Annotated in this window: 14 protein-coding genes; 7 read left to right on the top strand and 7 right to left on the bottom strand. The window is 72.9% G+C overall.

All coding sequences use genetic code 11. From position 1 onward, the window contains the following. Positions 1–5 precede the first annotated feature (5 nt). From AB0F68_RS05115 to AB0F68_RS05100, 4 genes are all read right to left on the bottom strand, one after another. Positions 6–1,190 (bottom strand): zinc-dependent alcohol dehydrogenase, encoded by a 1,185-nt coding sequence (locus tag AB0F68_RS05115; RefSeq protein WP_357333075.1) that lies wholly within the window; start codon positions 1,188–1,190, stop codon positions 6–8. A gap of 153 nt (positions 1,191–1,343) precedes the next feature. Beyond that, positions 1,344–2,105, bottom strand: a complete 762-nt coding sequence (locus AB0F68_RS05110) for a succinate dehydrogenase/fumarate reductase iron-sulfur subunit (protein WP_357333074.1) — start codon at positions 2,103–2,105, stop codon at positions 1,344–1,346. After that, positions 2,102–4,036 (bottom strand): fumarate reductase/succinate dehydrogenase flavoprotein subunit, encoded by a 1,935-nt coding sequence (locus AB0F68_RS05105; protein ID WP_357333073.1) that lies wholly within the window; start codon positions 4,034–4,036, stop codon positions 2,102–2,104. Before AB0F68_RS05105 ends, AB0F68_RS05110 begins: the two co-directional genes overlap by 4 nt. 1 nt (position 4,037) lies before the next feature. Further along, on the bottom strand, positions 4,038–4,769 hold the full coding sequence (locus AB0F68_RS05100) for a succinate dehydrogenase cytochrome b subunit (RefSeq protein WP_357333072.1): 732 nt from the start codon (positions 4,767–4,769) through the stop codon (positions 4,038–4,040). A gap of 29 nt (positions 4,770–4,798) precedes the next feature. Here AB0F68_RS05100 and AB0F68_RS05095 point away from each other — a divergent pair, with 29 nt between their 5' ends. Next, on the top strand, positions 4,799–5,734 hold the full coding sequence (locus tag AB0F68_RS05095) for a LysR family transcriptional regulator (protein ID WP_357333333.1): 936 nt from the start codon (positions 4,799–4,801) through the stop codon (positions 5,732–5,734). Here AB0F68_RS05095 and hrpA read toward each other — a convergent pair. Further along, complete coding sequence (hrpA, locus tag AB0F68_RS05090; protein ID WP_357333071.1) at positions 5,731–9,726, bottom strand: ATP-dependent RNA helicase HrpA; 3,996 nt, start codon at positions 9,724–9,726, stop codon at positions 5,731–5,733. The two genes, AB0F68_RS05095 and hrpA, sit on opposite strands and share 4 nt — an antisense overlap. A gap of 207 nt (positions 9,727–9,933) precedes the next feature. Here hrpA and AB0F68_RS05085 point away from each other — a divergent pair, with 207 nt between their 5' ends. Continuing rightward, positions 9,934–10,404 (top strand): cytidine deaminase, encoded by a 471-nt coding sequence (locus tag AB0F68_RS05085; RefSeq protein WP_357333070.1) that lies wholly within the window; start codon positions 9,934–9,936, stop codon positions 10,402–10,404. 87 nt (positions 10,405–10,491) lie between these two features. Continuing rightward, complete coding sequence (locus tag AB0F68_RS05080) at positions 10,492–11,322, top strand: phytanoyl-CoA dioxygenase family protein (RefSeq protein WP_357333069.1); 831 nt, start codon at positions 10,492–10,494, stop codon at positions 11,320–11,322. A 10-nt stretch (positions 11,323–11,332) separates the two neighbouring features. Here AB0F68_RS05080 and AB0F68_RS05075 read toward each other — a convergent pair whose 3' ends face one another. Then, the gene (locus AB0F68_RS05075; protein WP_357333068.1) at positions 11,333–11,692 is read right to left on the bottom strand and encodes a YciI family protein; all 360 of its coding nucleotides are present in this window, start codon (positions 11,690–11,692) and stop codon (positions 11,333–11,335) included. Between the two features lie 16 nt (positions 11,693–11,708). After that, a complete protein-coding gene (locus AB0F68_RS05070) occupies positions 11,709–12,638 on the bottom strand; it encodes a MerR family transcriptional regulator (protein WP_357333067.1) in 930 nt (309 codons plus the stop codon). A 124-nt stretch (positions 12,639–12,762) separates the two neighbouring features. On the opposite strand from AB0F68_RS05070, the gene AB0F68_RS05065 reads away from it, so the two are divergent. From AB0F68_RS05065 to AB0F68_RS05050, 4 genes are read left to right on the top strand one after another with little or no spacing between them, the layout of a single operon-like run. Continuing rightward, positions 12,763–13,809 (top strand): iron ABC transporter permease, encoded by a 1,047-nt coding sequence (locus AB0F68_RS05065; protein WP_357333066.1) that lies wholly within the window; start codon positions 12,763–12,765, stop codon positions 13,807–13,809. Next, a complete protein-coding gene (locus AB0F68_RS05060; RefSeq protein ID WP_357333065.1) occupies positions 13,806–14,852 on the top strand; it encodes an iron ABC transporter permease in 1,047 nt (348 codons plus the stop codon). The genes AB0F68_RS05065 and AB0F68_RS05060 overlap by 4 nt, the downstream gene beginning before the upstream one ends. Before the next feature lie 5 nt (positions 14,853–14,857). Further along, a complete protein-coding gene (locus AB0F68_RS05055) occupies positions 14,858–15,691 on the top strand; it encodes an ABC transporter ATP-binding protein (protein ID WP_357333332.1) in 834 nt (277 codons plus the stop codon). Between the two features lie 40 nt (positions 15,692–15,731). Further along, positions 15,732–16,676: an iron-siderophore ABC transporter substrate-binding protein gene (locus tag AB0F68_RS05050; RefSeq protein ID WP_357333064.1), complete on the top strand. Its 945-nt coding sequence runs from the start codon at positions 15,732–15,734 to the stop codon at positions 16,674–16,676. Positions 16,677–16,721 lie beyond the last annotated feature (45 nt).

Raw genomic sequence — 16,721 nt, 5'->3', positions numbered from 1 at the left:
CCGGCTCACGGTTCGAGCACGACCTTGACGCAGCCGTCCTGCTTCTTCTGGAAGATCTCGTACGCCTGCGGCGCCTGCGCCAGCGGCAGCCGGTGGGTCCGCAGGTCCTCGACGCCGAGCGGGTCGTCGTCACCGGCGAGCAGCGGCATGATCTCGTCGACCCAGCGCTTCACGTGGCACTGCCCCATGCGCAGCTGGACGCCCCGGTCGAACATCTCCATCAGCGGCATCGGGTCCTGCTCGCCGCCGTACACGCCGGAGACCGACACGGTGCCGCCGCGGCGGACCGCCTTCAGCGCGGCGTGCAGCACCACGAGCCGGTCCACGCCGGCCTTGTCGGTCATGGTCTGCGCCAGCCTGTCGGGGAGCAGCCCGGCAGCGGTCTGGGCGAGCTTGCCCAGCGGCGCGCCGTGTGCCTCCATGCCGACCGCGTCGATCACCGCGTCCGGGCCGCGCCCGTCGACCAGGTCGATGAGCGCGCGGGGGACGTCGTCCAGCTGGCTGACGTCGAGCACCTCGACGCCGTGCCGGCGGGCCATCTCCAGCCGTTCCGGCACCAGGTCCAGGCCGATGACCCGGCCGGCGCCGAGGTGCCGGCCGATCCGGGCGCAGAACTGCCCGACCGGGCCGAGACCGAACACGGCCAGGGTGCCGCCGGGCGGGGTGTCCGCGTACTTCACCGCCTGCCAGGCGGTGGGCAGGATGTCGGAGAGGTAGAGCCAGCGCTCGTCCGGCCCGGTCTCCGGGATCTTGATGGGGCCGAACTGGGCCTGCGGCACCCGCAGGTACTCGGCCTGCCCGCCGGGGACGGAGCCGTAGAGCGAGGTGTAGCCGAACAGCGCGGCGCCCTTGCCCTGGCTGGTCACCTGGGTGGTCTCGCACTGGGCGTAGAGCTGGCGGTCGCACATCCAGCACGAGCCGCAGGAGATGTTGAACGGGACGACCACCCGGTCGCCGGGTTTGAGCCGGGTCACCCCGGGGCCGACCTCCTGGACGATGCCCATCGGTTCGTGCCCGAGGACGTCGCCGGGCTTCAGGTATGGCCCGAGCACCTCGTACAGGTGCAGGTCGGAGCCGCAGATCGCGGTCGAGGTGACCCGGATGATGGCGTCGGTCGGCTCCTCGATCCGGGGGTCCGGTACGTCCTCGACGCGGACGTCACGCTTGCCGTGCCAGGTCAGTGCCTTCATGCCTGAATGTCCCCTCCTGGGTGCCGTCCATCGGACTGCTACCCGCGGGGGAGGGCTTGAACCGGCGCCCGGCGCCTCGCGTACCCGGGGAAAAGGCCGACCGCCGCGCCCCGGTGCGGGGCGCGGCGGTCGGGTTGGCGCGTTGGCGAGGGCTCAGGAGCCCGGGGTGCCGGCGCGCTTGGCGGTCGCCTTGAGGTAGTCCCGGTTGAGCCGGCCGATGGTGTTCAGCGGGATGCCCTTCGGGCAGGCCGTCGCGCACTCGCCGACGTTGGTGCAGCCGCCGAAGCCGGCCTCGTCGTGCGCGTCCACCATGCCGATCACCCGGGTGTACCGCTCGGGCTGGCCCTGCGGCAGCAGCGAGAGCTGGGTGACCTTGGCGGCGGTGAACAGCATGCCGGAGCCGTTCGGGCAGGCCGCCACGCAGGCGCCGCAGCCGATGCAGGCGGCCGAGGAGAAGGCGGCGTCCGCGTCGGCCTTGGCCACCGGGGTGGAGTGCGCCTCCGGGGCGCTGCCGGTCGGCGCGGTGATGTACCCGCCGGCGGCGATGATCTTGTCGAAGGCGTTCCGGTTGACCACCAGGTCCTTGACGACCGGGAAGGCCCGGGCCCGCCACGGCTCGATGTCGATCGTGTCGCCGTCGGAGAACTGCCGCATGTGCAGCTGGCAGGCGGTGGTGCCGCGCTGCGGGCCGTGTGCCTCACCGTTGATCATGAGGCTGCACATGCCGCAGATGCCCTCGCGGCAGTCGTGGTCGAACGCGACCGGCTCCTCGCCCTCGAGGATCAGCCGCTCGTTGAGCACGTCGAGCATCTCCAGGAAGGACATGTCCGGGGACACGTCCTGCACCTGGTAGGTCACCATCTGACCCTTGTCCTCAGGGCCCTGCTGGCGCCAGATGCGCAGGGTCAGGTTCACTTGTAGCTCCGCTGCGTGGGGTGGACGTATTCGAAGGTCAGGTCTTCCTTGTGCAGCACGGGCTGACCGGTGCCGGCGTATTCCCAGGCCGCCACGTAGGAGAACCGCTCGTCGTCGCGCTGCGCCTCGCCGTCGGGGGTCTGGTGCTCGGCCCGGAAGTGGCCGCCGCAGGACTCCTCCCGGTGCAGGGCGTCGATGCACATGAGCTCGGCCAGCTCGAAGAAGTCGGCCACCCGGCCGGCCTTCTCCAGCGACTGGTTGAGCCCCTCGCCGTCGCCCGGCACGCGGACCCGCTGCCAGAACTCGTCGCGCAGCGTGCGGATCTCGTCGATCGCCTTGCGCAGGCCGGCCTCGGAGCGCTCCATGCCGCAGTGCTCCCACATGATCTGGCCCAGCTCCCGGTGGAACGAGTCCACGGTCCGGTCGCCGTTGATCGCCAGCAGCTTCTGGAGCCGCTCCTCGACCTCGGTCCGCGCCGCCACCGCCTCCGGGTGACTGGCGTCGACCTTCTCCAGCGCGCCGGAGGCCAGGTAGTTCGCGATGGTGTTCGGCAGCACGAAGTAGCCGTCGGCCAGACCCTGCATCAGCGCCGAGGCGCCGAGCCGGTTCGCGCCGTGGTCGGAGAAGTTCGCCTCGCCGATCACGAACAGGCCCGGGATGGTCGACTGGAGGTCGTAGTCGACCCAGAGGCCGCCCATCGTGTAGTGCACGGCGGGGTAGATCCGCATCGGGACCTCGTACGGGTCCTCGCCGGTGATCCGCTCGTACATCTCGAAGAGGTTGCCGTACTTCGCCTCGATGGCCTTGCGGCCGAGCCGGTTGATCGCGTCGGCGAAGTCGAGGTAGACGCCGAGCCCGCCCGGGCCGACGCCGCGACCCTCGTCGCAGACGTTCTTGGCGGCCCGGGAGGCGATGTCCCGGGGGACCAGGTTGCCGAAGGAGGGGTAGATCCGCTCCAGGTAGTAGTCCCGCTCGTCCTCGGGGATGTCCCGCGGGCTGCGCTGGTCGCCCTTGGCCTTGGGCACCCACACCCGGCCGTCGTTGCGCAGCGACTCGCTCATCAGGGTCAGCTTCGACTGGTGGTCGCCGGAGACCGGGATGCAGGTCGGGTGGATCTGGGTGTAGCAGGGGTTGGCGAAGTACGCGCCCTTGCGGTGCGCCCGCCAGGAGGCGGTGACGTTGCAGCCCTTGGCGTTGGTGGAGAGGTAGAAGACGTTGCCGTAGCCGCCGGAGGCGAGCACGACCGCGTCGGCCATCTCGGTGCTGATCTCGCCGGTGACCAGGTCGCGGACCACGATGCCGCGGGCCCGGCCGTCGACGATCACCAGCTCGAGCATCTCGTGCCGGGTGTTCATCTCCACGTTGCCCAGGCCGATCTGCCGCTCCAGCGCCTGGTACGCGCCGAGCAGCAGCTGCTGGCCCGTCTGGCCCCGGGCGTAGAAGGTGCGCTGCACCTGCGCGCCGCCGAACGAGCGGGTGTCGAGCAGGCCGCCGTACTCGCGGGCGAACGGGACGCCCTGGGCGACGCACTGGTCGATGATGTTGACCGAGACCTCGGCCAGCCGGTGCACGTTCGACTCCCGGGAGCGGAAGTCGCCGCCCTTCACGGTGTCGTAGAAGAGCCGGTACACCGAGTCGCCGTCGTTGCGGTAGTTCTTGGCCGCGTTGATGCCGCCCTGGGCGGCGATCGAGTGGGCCCGGCGCGGGCTGTCCTGGTAGCAGTAGGACTTCACGTGGTAGCCCTGCTCGGCCAGGGTCGCGGCGGCGGAGCCGCCGGCCAGGCCGGTGCCGACCACGATCACGGTCAGCTTCCGCCGGTTGGCCGGGTTGACCAGCTTCATCTGGAACCGGTGGCGCTCCCAGCGGGTCTCGATGGGGCCGTCCGGAGCCTTGGTGTCGGCGATCGGGTCGCCGTTGGTGTAGAGATCCATGTCAGGCCACCAATCCGGTGAGTACGGCGAACGGGACCACCAGGTAGCCGACGCAGAGACCGACGGCGAGGACCAGGGCCGCGGCGCGCGCCCGGCGCTCGCCCTTGGGGGTCTGCTGGCCGAGGCTGCGGAACGCGCTGAAGGCGCCGTGCCGCAGGTGGAAGCCGAGGGTGACGATCGCCAGGGTGTAGAAGAGCGTGACGTACCAGCGGTCCGGGGCGAAGTCCTGGACCACGTTGCCGTACGGGTTGGCGGCGTCACCCTGCGGGTTCAGGTGACCGGTGGTCAGGTCCAGGAGGTGGTAGATCACGAAGAGCAGGATGATCACACCACCCCAGCGCATCGTCCGGGCCGCGTAGTTGACGTGGATCTTCCTGCGGTGCGCGTACTGCACCGGGCGGGCGGCCCGGGAGCGCCTCGCCAGCACGGTGGCCGAGACGATGTGCGCCAGCACGGCCACGGTGAGCACCCCGCGCTGGATCCACAGGTACCAGGTCCTCGGCAGCAGCGGCGTCCCGATCTCGCGCAGCCAGTGCGCGTAGTGGTCGAACGACGTCTCGCCCGTGAAGATCTTCAGGTTGCCGAGCATGTGCGCGATCAGGAACAGCACGAGGATGATGCCCGTCACCGCCATGACGGCCTTGAGGCCGACGTTCGAGCGGATGGGCGACCGAGTTTTCGTGATTACCACACGCCCGACGCTAGGAGCAGTTTGATCAGTCGTCCAATGCATCGACCTCGCAGTCTTGATAGCCATAGGCTATACGGATGCAGCTACATCAGCTCCGGTACTTCGTGGCGGTCGCAGAAGTACGACATTTCACCCAAGCTGCCGATCTGGTGGGCATCACCCAACCCTCACTGAGTAAGCAAATTCACGCCCTGGAGACCGACCTCGGGGCCCCGCTCTTCGAACGGGTAAGGGGCAACATCGCCCTCACCGCGGCGGGCGAGGTGCTGCTGCCGCTGGCCAAGCGGATCCTCGCCGACGTGGAGACCGCCACCCGCGAGGTGCAGGAGCTGGTCGGGCTGCGCCGGGGCCGGGTCCGGCTCGGAGCCACGCCCAGCCTGGCCACCTCGCTGGCACCCCCGGTGCTGCGCCGGTTCCGCGACGCCCACCCCACCGTCGACCTGCGCGTCGAGGAGAACGGCTCGCAGGACCTCGTCCGTGACCTGCTCCGCGGCGACCTCGACCTGGCGCTGATCATCATGCCCTCGACCGGCACCGATCCCGGGCTGCGGGCCGACCCGATCCTGCGGGAGAGCCTGGTGGTGGCCTCGGTCGACCCGCTGCCGGCCGTCACCGAGCGGGGCGAGGTGCGCATCACCGACCTGCGCGACGTGCCCCTGGTGATGTTCCGGGAGGGCTACGACCTCCGCGACGCCACCCTCCAGGCGTGCCGCGCGGCCGGCTTCGAGCCGACCCTCTCGGTGGACGGCGGCGAGATGGACGCGGTGCTCAGCTTCGTCGAGGCCGGGCTCGGCGTGGCCCTGGTCCCCGGCATCGTGGTGGCCCGCCGGGCGGGCATCCGGGTCACCCGGCTCGTCCCGCCCGGCGTCCGCCGGACCATCGCGGTGGCCCGCCGCCGCGACGTGGTGCCCACCCACGCCGGCCGCGAGCTGCGTCGCATCCTGCTGGACTACGTCCACGACGCCACCGCCGCCGACCAGCTTCCCGCCGGCGTGGAACCGCTCTAGCGGCCCTCGGCCTCGTCCATGGCGCGGTAGATGCGCTGCTCGGAGACCGGGTACGGGGTGCCGAGCGCCTGGGCGAACACGTTCACCCGCAGCTCCTCGATCATCCAGCGGATCTGCCGGACCGCCGCGGACTGCCGCCGGCCCGGCGGCAGCGCGGCCAGCAGGTCCTGGTATTCCTTCTCGACCACGGCGATCCGGTCCTGCTGCTGCTTGTCCCGCTGCGGGTTGCCGGGCAGCCGGTCCAGCCGCCGCTCGATCGCGGTCAGATAGCGCAGCAGGTCGGGCAGGCGGGCGTAGCCGGCCTCGGTGATGAAGCCCTTGTGCACCAGGCCGCCGAGCTGGTTGCGGATGTCGGCCAGCGCGGCCACCACGGCCAGGTTCCGGGTGGCGCCGAGCCGCTGCTCCACCGCGTACGCGGCGGCCAGCACCTGCCGCACCCGGCCCATCACCTCGACCACGGTGTCGACCAGATCGGCGCGGACCCGGTCCCGCAGGGCGGCGAAGCCCTCGGCGTCCCAGGCCGGGCCGCCCGCGTCCGCCATCAGCTTGTCGATCGCCGCGCCCGCCGCGTCCTCGATCAGTGCCGGCACCCCGCCGTGCGGGTTGCGGGACAGCGCCAGCTTGGCTTCGTTGCTCAGCCGCCCCTGGAGGAACTTCGCCGGGGACGGCACGGTCAGCCGGAGCAGCCGCCGGGTGCCGGCCCAGTGCGCGGCCTCCTGCTCGGCGGGGGAGTCGAACACCTTCACCCCGACGCTCGTGCCCTCGTCGACCAGGGCCGGGTACGCGGTCACCGCGTATCCCGCGCGGACCTGCTCGATGGTGCGAGGCAGGGTGCCGATGCTCCACTCGGTGAGCCCGGTCCGGGCCACGTCCGGCGCGGCGGCGGCGACGACCTGGCGTACCTCCTGGCGCAGCTCGCGTTGCAGGGCCGGCAGGTCCTTGCCCTCGGCGACCGGTTTGTCGTCCTCGCCGAGCACCCGGAAGGTGACCCGCAGGTGCGGCGGCAGCTTGCCCAGGTCCCAGGCGTCCGGCGGCACGGTCACCCCGGTCATCCGGCGCAGCTGCCGAGTGAGCGCGTCGAGCAGCGGCTCCTCGCCGGGCGTGATCGCCGCGAGGGCCGCCCGGGCGTAGTCCGGCACCGGCACGAAGTTGCGCCGGATCGGCTTCGGCAGCGACCGGATCAGCGCGACGACCAGTTCCTCGCGCAGGCCGGGCACCTGCCAGTCGAAGCTCTCCGCCGGCACCTGGTTGAGCAGCGGCAGCGGGATGTCCACGGTCACCCCGTCGGTCGGCGTGCCCGGGTCGAAGGTGTAGGTCAGCGGGAGGGCGACCCCGTCGGCCCGCCACTCGTCCGGGTACTCGGACTCGTCCACCCCGCCGCGACCGGAGTTGATCAGCAGCTCGCGGGTGAAGGTGAGCAGCTCCGGCTGCTCGCGCCGGGTCTTCTTCCACCAGGTGTCGAAGTGCCGGCCGGAGACCACGTCGGCGGGGATCCGCTGGTCGTAGAAGTGGAAGATCGTCTCGTCGTCGACCAGGATGTCCCGCCGCCGGGCCCGGTTCTCCAGCTCCTCGACGTCGGCCAGCAGCCGCTGGTTGTCCCGCCAGAACTGGTGGTGGGTCTGCCAGTCGCCCTCTACGAGGGCGTGCCGGATGAACAGCTCGCGGCTCAGCGCCGGGTCGATCCGGCCGAAATTGACCTTGCGGGAGGTGACCAGCGGGACGCCGTACAGGGTGACCTTCTCGTAGGCCATCACGGCGGCCTGCTTCTTCTCCCAGTGCGGCTCGCTGTAGCTGCGCTTCACCAGGTGCTGGGCGAGCGGCTCGACCCACTCCGGCTCGACCCGGCCGGCCACCCGGCCCCAGAGCCGGGAGGTCTCGACCAGCTCGGCGGCCATTACCCAGCGGGGCGGCTTCCGGAACAGCGCCGAGCCCGGGAAGATCGCGAACTTCGCCCCGCGCGCCCCCAGGTACTCGTGCTTCTGCGCGTCCTTGAGGCCGAGGTGGGAGAGCAGGCCGGGCAGCAGGGACTGGTGCACCTTCGGGGTGTCGATCTCCTCGGGCAGGTCCGCGCCGCCGCCGCGCCGGCCGTCACCCTTGTCCGCGGTACGCAGCACCTGGCGCAGCTGGCTGACGATGTCCTGCCACTCGCGTACCCGCAGGTAGTTCAGGTACTCGGCCTTGCACATCCGCCGGAACGCGCTGGAGGACAGGTCCCGCTGCTGCTCCCGCAGGTAGCGCCACAGGTTGAGGTACGCGACGAAGTCCGACTCCTTGTCGGCGAACCGGGCGTGCGCCTGGTCGGCCTGGGCCTGCTTGTCGGCGGGCCGCTCGCGCGGGTCCTGGATCGAGAGCGCGGCCGCGATCACGACCACCTCGGTGGCGCAGCCGTTGCGCTCGCCCTCCAGGACCATCCGGGCCAGCCGCGGGTCGACCGGGAGCTGGGCCAGCCGCCGGCCGAGCGGGGTGAGCCGCTTCGCCGGGTCGGTCTCGGTCGGGTCCAGCGCGCCCAGCTCGTGCAGCAGGTTCACGCCGTCGGTGACGTTGCGCCGGTCCGGCGGGTCGATGAACGGGAAGGCGCCGATGTCGCCCAGCCCGATCGAGGTCATCTGGAGGATGACCGAGGCCAGGTTGGTGCGCAGGATCTCCGGGTCGGTGAACTCGGGCCGGGAGGCGAAGTCCTGCTCGTCGTAGAGGCGGATGCAGATGCCGTCCGAGGTCCGGCCGCAGCGCCCCTTGCGCTGGTTGGCCGAGGCCTGGGAGACCGGTTCGATCGGCAGCCGCTGCACCTTGAGCCGGCTGGAGTAGCGGGAGATCCGGGCCGTGCCCGGGTCCACCACGTACTTGATCCCGGGGACGGTCAGCGAGGTCTCCGCGACGTTGGTGGCGAGCACCACCCGACGCCCGGCGTGCGGGGCGAAGACCCGATGCTGCTCGGCCGTGGAGAGCCGGGCGTAGAGCGGGAGGATCTCGGTGCCGAGCAGGGAACGCTTCTTCTGCACCAGCTTGCCGAGCGCGTCGGCGGTGTCCCGGATCTCCCGCTCGCCGCTGAGGAAGACCAGGATGTCGCCCGGACCTTCGGCGGCCAGTTCCTCGACGGCGTCGCCGATGGCCTGGATCTGGTCCCGGACGTTCTCCTCGTCGGCCTCGTCCTCCTCCTCAGCCTCCGCGACCTCGACCAGCGGCCGGTAGCGCACCTCCACCGGGTAGGTCCGGCCGGACACCTCGACGACCGGCGCCGGGTTGCCCTCGGCGTCGGCGAAGTGCTTGGCGAACCGGTCGGTCTCGATGGTCGCCGAGGTGATGACCACCTTGAGGTCGGGGCGGCGGGGGAGGAGCTGCCGGAGGTAGCCGAGGATGAAGTCGATGTTGAGGCTGCGCTCGTGCGCCTCGTCGATGATCAGCGTGTCGTACTGGCGCAGCATCCGGTCGGTCTGCAACTCGGCCAGAAGGATGCCGTCGGTCATCAGCTTGACCAGGCTGTTGTCGCCGACCTGATCGGTGAAGCGCACCTTGTAGCCGACCACGTCGCCCAACTCGGTGCCGAGCTCCTCGGCGATCCGGTCCGCCACCGTCCGGGCGGCGAGCCGGCGGGGCTGGGTGTGGCCGATCAGGCCGGTGATGCCGCGGCCCAACTCCAGGCAGATCTTGGGCAGCTGGGTGGTCTTGCCGGAGCCGGTCTCGCCGGCCACGATCACCACCTGGTGGTCGCGGATGGCGGCGGCGATGTCGTCCTTGCGCTCGCTGACCGGCAGCTGCGCCGGGTAGGTGATCGTCGGCAGCGCATCGGGCCGAGCCACCAGCCGCGCCTCGGCGCGGGCCACCTCGGCCGCGATCTCGGCGAGCGCCGACTCCCGCCGCTGCGGGTCGCGCAGCTTCCGGACGCCGTCCAGCCGGCGCTGGAGCCGGCGCTGGTCACGGAACATCAGGGGTGCGAGGCGGCGGTGCAGGTCGCGAACGGTCTCGGGTACGGCGGGTGCGGCTGGATTCTGCATGTCGTCGCCAAGGATAGGCAGGCGCGCGCCGCACCGCCCCCGGGTTACCGGCGGCGGGCCGGTTCGCGCCGGCAGCGCTCCCCGGGCGCCGCGCGCCGCGGCGACCTGCGGTGGAAGCCCGTCCGCCCTGCGTGCCGTCCCGGGTCGCGCCATCCCGCCCGGCTAGAGTTTTCGCCGAGCGAGGCCGACGACGGGACGGGATGGATCATGCGCGACACCGACCGGGCACTGGTGCAGGCCGCGATGGCCGTCGCCAAGCTGCGTTGCCGCAGCGACAACCACACGGTCGCCGCCGCCGTGCGGACCACCGACGGCCGCGTCTTCAGCGGTGTGAACGTCTATCACTTCACCGGCGGCCCGTGTGCCGAGGTGGTGGCCATCGGCACCGCCGCCACCCAGGGCGGCGGGGATCTGGAGACCATCGTCGCGGTGGGGGACCGGGGGCGGGGCGTCATCCCGCCCTGCGGCCGGTGCCGGCAGGTGCTCCTCGACTACTTTCCGTCGATCCGGGTGATCGTCGGCCCGCCGGAGGCGCTGCGCGCGGTCCCGGTGGCCGACCTGCTGCCGGAGACGTACGTCTGGTCGGACCATCAGGTGGAGGTCCCGGTCGGGCCGCCGCGGACCGGGGTGTGGCCGATGCCGGTGGTGCCCGGCAGCCGCCAGGCCGCCGAGGACTGATCGCCCGCGCAGGAGCCCGCGCCGGTAGGTCTTGCGAGCCCTCTACAACGTTGTAATACTCGGGTCGTCCGCCGACGAGGAGGCCCGATGACATCCCACGCGCTCGACGACGAGACCCCGGTCGAGGCCCTCGGCGACCTTTACCGCGACGGCATCACCGCCTGCCGCGGCGCCTTCCCGGTGGACTGGGTCGAGCAGGTCGGCGAGGACGTCGACGCGGCGTTCCGGGAGGCCCGGTCCCGGCCCGACGGCGCGGTGGGGCGCGGCCCCGAACGGTGGTACGTCGAGATCCACCCCGAGCAGTTGCGCGGTTTCGTCGACCTGGTCACCCACCCGTGGGTGGTGTCGGTGTGCCGGGCCGTGCTCGGCCCCGACTACGAGATCGTCGAACTGGGCTTCGACATCCCGTTCCCCGGCGCGATGACGCAGCCGTGGCATCGGGACTTCCCGATGCCCGAGGAGACCCGGCTACGGCGCCGGCTCACCTCGCTGGCCTTCAACCTCACCACCGTGGACACGGTGGAGGAGATGGGTCCGTTCGAGATCGCCCCGGGCACCCAGTGGGACGACGGCCGCGACTTCGACCACGAGATGTTCCCGCCGAAGGACCGCTACCCCCGCTACGAGGCCCGCGCCGTGCGCAAGTATCCGCAGCGCGGCGACATCTCGGCCCGCTCCGCGCTCACCATCCACCGGGGCACGCCGAACGTCAGCGACCTGGCCCGGCCCGTGCTGGTGCTCGGCGTCGACGCCCCCGGCGCGGGCAACGCCGCCCACCACGACATGGCGGTCACCCGGGACTACTGGGCGCGCCTGCCGGACCTCGTCCGCGCCCACCTGCGCTGCCCGCTGGTCGACACCCTCGAACCCATCCGGCAGAAGCACACCATCGAGGGCCTGGTGATGGGCGCTGACTGAGGCGGCCCGGTCAGTCGCCCGCGGCGGCCTCGAGCATCGAGCGGGGCACCGGCACCTGCTCGAAGCGCACGTTGCCCTCCGGCACCATCCAGCTCAGCACCTGCGCGACCAGCCGCCCGGCGCGTACCGCGGGGTCGTTGGCGTAGAGCTCGCGGGCCATCTGCGGGTCCACCGAGAGCACGGCGATGCCGCGGATCCGCTCGTCGTCGCCGCCGAGGAACGGGCCGGCGGCGAGGACGGCGCCCTGATCCACCAGCCCGGCCTGGTGGGCCAGGTGCGCGTCCTGGAGCCGGTCGAGGGCGTCCTGGGGCAGGTCGGGCGCGTCGTCCGGGCGGACCAGGAGCACCACGGTGTGCTGGTCGAATCGCATGCCCCCAGGGTAGGGGCTAGCCGGTGGCCCGGGCCCGCAGCGCGCGGATCGACCAGTCGAGCACCGGCGTCAGGCTCTCCACCGGCGGCCAGCCGTTGACCACCGAGAGCAGGCGCAGGTACCGCTCCCGGCGCGGGTCGTTGGCGGACTCAAGCCGGTCCAGCAGCCGCCGGCGCAGGTCGGCGTCATCCGGGTGGCCGCAGAGTCGCGCGTACCGTCCGGTGGCCGCGGCGACGACCGGGTCGGCCCGGGGCGAGGTGGGGTCGACTCCGGCGGCCAGCGCCGGGCCGACCTCCTCCCGGACCACGGCGACGGCGTCCCGGCGGACGCCCGGCGCGCCGGCCCGGTCGGCCGCGTGCTGCTCCGCGAGCCGGCGCAGGCCGGCCCGGAAGTCCGGGTCCAGTGCCAGCTCGGCCAGCTCCACCCACGCCTCGACCTGCTCGTCGGCGGGGTCGTCGGGCAGCTCCGGCGTGAGCGAGCGGCGGATCCCGGCGAATCCGGCCTCGGTCAGGCCGGCGAAGGCGCCGTCGAGCAGCTCGTCGACCAGCCGCCGTCGCTCCGCCTCGGCGAGCCCGGCCAGCCGGTGCAGGAGTTCGGCCTCGGCGCCGTCGGACCCGCGCCGGGCGATCACGGTCAGCACCGCGCGGCGCAGCCGCAGCACCCGGATCTGGGTGGCCAGGGCGTCGGCGTGCGCCGCGGCCACCTCGGGCAGGCCGACCTCCCGCTCCACCACCCGGCGCACCGTGGACAGGTCGACGCCCAGCTCGCGCAGCGTCCGCACCAGCTCCAGGCGGGCCAGGGCGTCGGGGCCGTAGCGGCGGTGGCCCGTGGGGCCGCGGTCGGTCGGCGGCACGATGCCGCGGTCGGACCAGAAGCGGATGGTCTTCACCGGCAGCCCGGCCCGCCGGGCCAGGTCACCGATCGAGTAGCGCGTCGCACCGTCCATGCCGCCCACCCTGCCGCCTCCCCCTGGTGGAGGCGCAACCCCCGCATCGACGAAGCCGAGTTAGGCCTGCCTAACCAGCTCGGTTAAGGTAAGGCGTACCTAATCCGAGAGGCGAACACCCCCAGTGACCACCGTCGCCGTCCGGTCCGCCAGGACCGACGCCCCCATCCGCCGCGGCGTGCCCCGCCGCCTCGCGGTCACCCTGGCGGCGGCGCTCCTGCTAATCGTCGCGCTGCTGGCCAGCCTGGCGCTCGGCAGCCGCCACCTCCCCGTCGACCAGGTGTGGCACGCCCTCGTCGCCCCGGACGGCGGCGACGCCACCACCGTGGTCCGCGAGCTGCGGCTGCCGCGCACCGCGCTGGGGCTGGTCGTCGGGATCGCCCTGGCCCTGGCCGGGGTGCTCTTCCAGGCCGTCACCCGCAACCCGCTCGCCGAGCCGCGCATCCTCGGGGTCAGCGCCGGCGCGTCCTTCGGGGTGGTGCTGGCCATCGCCGTCTTCGGCGTGAGCACGCTCACCGGATACGTCTGGTTCGGCATCGCCGGGGCGCTCCTCGCCGGCCTGCTGGTCTTCGCCGTCGCCAACCGCACCCGCGAGGGCGCCAGCCCGGTCACCCTCGCGCTGGTCGGCGCGGCCCTCGACGCCGGTCTCGGCGCCGTCGTGTACGCGTTGCTGAGCATCGACGCCCGCACCTTCGAGGAGTACCGGTTCTGGGTGGTCGGCGGCCTCACCGGCCGGGACGTCGGCGTCGCCGGCCAGGTGCTCCCATTCGTCGTTGCCGGCACGCTCCTCGCGGCGCTGGCCGCCCGGGGCCTGGACGCGCTCGCCCTCGGCGACGACGTCGCCCGGGGCCTCGGCCACCGGATCGCCCTGGTCCGCCTCGCGGCCGGCGCCGGCGGGGTGCTGCTCACCGGCGCCGCCGTGGCCGCCGCCGGGCCGATCGCCTTCGTCGGGCTGGCCGTGCCGCACCTGGCCCGGGCCCTGGTCGGCGCCGACCACCGGTGGACCCTGCTGGTCGCCGCGCTGCTCGGGCCGGCCCTGGTGCTCGGCGCCGACGTGGTCGGCCGGCTGGTCGCCCCGCCCGGCGAGGTCCCGGCCGGCATCATCACGGCCCTGGTCGGCGCCCCGCTGCTCGCCTTCCTGGTCCGCCGCGCCAAGGTCGTGACGGCATGAGCACCTCGACCACCGCCCTGCCGGGGCGGGTGTTGGTGCGGGTCGGGCCGCTGGCCGTGCCGGTGCGGCGGCGGCCGGTGCTGGTCGCGGTCACGTTGTTCGTGCTGCTCGCCGGCGCCATGGTGCTCAGCCTCTCGCTCGGCACCCCGTACGTGGCCCCGGCCGACGTGCTGCGCGCGCTCTCCGGCGCCGGCACCCCGTACGACCTCGTGGTGCTCGACCTGCGACTGCCCCGCGCGGTGCTCGCGGCGCTGGCCGGAGCGGCCTTCGGCGTGGCCGGCACCCTGATCCAGAGCGTGGCCCGCAATCCCCTCGCCAGCCCCGACGTCATCGGCGTCACCCAGGGCGCCGGCCTGGCCGCCACGGTGGCCCTGACCAGCGGCGCCGCCGCGGTCCTGGTGGCCCCGGCGGCACTGCTCGGCGGCCTGGCGGCGGCCGTCCTGGTCTTCGCCCTCGGGGCGCGGCACGGCCTGGCCGCGCAGCGTTTCGTGCTGGCCGGCGTGGCGGTGGCGTTCGCGCTCCGGGCGCTGACCGAGGTGGTCATGCTCGCCGCCGACCCGATCGACGGGCTGCGCGCCCAGCTCTGGCTGATCGGCACCCTGGCCGGCAAGGGCTGGTCCGAGGCGGCCTGGATCGCCGGCACCCTCGCCGTGCTGCTGCCCGTGCTGCTCTGGGCCGGCTGGGCGCTGCGCAGCACCGCACTGGACGACGACACCGCCCGGGGGATCGGCCTGCGCCCGGTGGCCCGACGGGTCGGCCTGGCCGCCACCGGAGTGCTGGCCGCCGCCGCCGTCACCGCGCAGGTCGGCGCGGTGGACTTCGTGGCGCTGGTCGCCCCGCAGGTGGCCCGGCGGCTGGTCCGGTCGGAGCGGCCGCCGCTGCTCTGCGCTGCCCTGCTCGGGGCGTTGCTGCTGGTGCTGGCCGACCTGGCCGGGCGCCGGCTGTTCGCCCCCACCCAGCTCCCAGCCGGCGTGCTCACCGCGGCGATCGGCGGCCCGTACCTGATCTTCCTGCTGCTGCGGACCCGAGGGAGGCGGTCGTGACCGCCATGCTGTCCACCCGCGACCTGGTCGTCGGCTACGAGACCCGGACCGTCCTGGACGGGCTGGACCTCGACCTGCCCGCCGACGCGTTCACGGTGATCGTCGGGCCGAACGCCTGCGGCAAGTCCACTTTGCTGCGCACCATGGCCCGGCTGCTCACCCCGCGCCGCGGCGCGGTGCTGCTGGACGGCACGGCGATCCGCGACCTGCCCACCCGCGAGGTGGCCCGGCGGCTCGGCGTGCTGCCGCAGAGCCCACTGGTGCCCGAGGGGATCACCGTGGCCGACCTGGTCGGCCGGGGCCGCCAGCCCTACCAGCGCTGGTGGCAGCAGTGGTCCGCGGAGGACGGCCGGGCCGTCGAGGCGGCCATGGCCATGGCCGACGTGGCCGAGCTCGCCGACCGGCCGGTGGACACCCTCTCCGGCGGGCAGCGGCAGCGGGTCTGGATCGCCATGACCCTGGCCCAGGACACCGAGGCGCTGCTGCTGGACGAGCCGACCACCTTCCTCGACCTGGCCCACCAGGTGGAGGTGCTGGACCTGCTGCACCGGCTGCGCGCCGAGCGCGGCCGGACCGTGGTGGCCGTGCTGCACGACCTCAACCAGGCCGCCCGCTACGCCGACCACCTGGTCGCCATGCGCGCCGGCGCGGTGGTCGCCGCCGGCCCGCCGCGCGAGATCCTCACCGCCGACCTGGTGCGCGACGTCTTCGGGCTCGACTGCGTGGTCGTGCCCTGCCCGGTGACCGGCGCCCCGCTGGTCGTGCCCGCCCTCACCCAGACCTCGGCCGTTCCGGCCTCCACGCCGGCCCCGGCCGGCACCTCCGTCGGCGACGCCTGACCGCGCGCCGACCCCGTACCTGTCAAGGAAAGGACCTTTGATGCGTCGTCTCGCCGCCGCTCTCACCGCGGCCCTCGCCCTCGGCGTGGGCCTCACCGCCTGCGGGAAGAGCGATCCCGGCTCCGGCACCAGCGCCGGGGAGACCCGGGAGATCACCCACGCGATGGGCACCAGCAAGGTGCCCGCCGAGCCGAAGCGCGTGGTGGTGCTCGACACCGACAAGATCGACACCGCCCTGTCGCTGGGCGTGACCCCGGTCGGCGCGGCCACCGCCGGCGAGGCGAAGAGCTGGCCCACCTACTTCGGCGCGGACAAGCTCGCCGGCATCAAGGAGGTCGGGGTGCTCACCGAGCCCGACCTGGAGGCGATCAACGCGCTCAAGCCGGACCTGATCCTCGGCAGCAAGTTCCGCCAGGAGAAGTTCTACGACGAGCTGTCCGCCATCGCCCCGACCGTCTTCACCGACAAGGTGGGCATCACCTGGAAGGAGAACTTCCTCCTCGACGGCAAGGCCCTCGGCAAGGAGCAGCAGGCCAAGGACCTGCTGGCCACCTACGAGAAGCGGGCGAAGGACTTCGGCGCGAAGCTCGGCGACGCGTCGTCGCGGAAGGTCTCCATCGTGCGCTTCATCCCGGGCAACATCCGGGTCTACGGCCCGGACTCGTTCTCCGGCATCGTGGTCGGTGACACCGGCCTGGGCCGCCCGCAGCGGCAGCTGCTGGAGGGCAAGGAGGACAAGCGCTTCGACCTGGTCAGCCCCGAGCGGGTCAACGAGGTCGACGGCGACGTGGTCTTCGTGACCGCGTACGGCGAGAAGGCCGCCGCCGAGCAGGCGAAGGTCACCGCCGGCAGCCTCTGGCAGGGCCTGTCCGCGGTGAAGGCGGGCAAGGCGCATGTCGTCTCCGACGAGGTGTGGATGACCGGCATCGGCGTCGGCGCCGCCAACAAGATCCTGGATGACCTGGAGAAGTACCTGGCCGCCTGAGCCACCGCAGCGTCCGCGCCCGCCCGGCCCCGTGCCGGGCGGGCG

The organism is Micromonospora sp. NPDC023966 (genome assembly GCF_040639095.1).
In the GTDB taxonomy this organism is placed as follows: Bacteria; Actinomycetota; Actinomycetes; order Mycobacteriales; family Micromonosporaceae; genus Micromonospora.
This window is presented reverse-complemented; position numbering and strand designations above follow the sequence as displayed.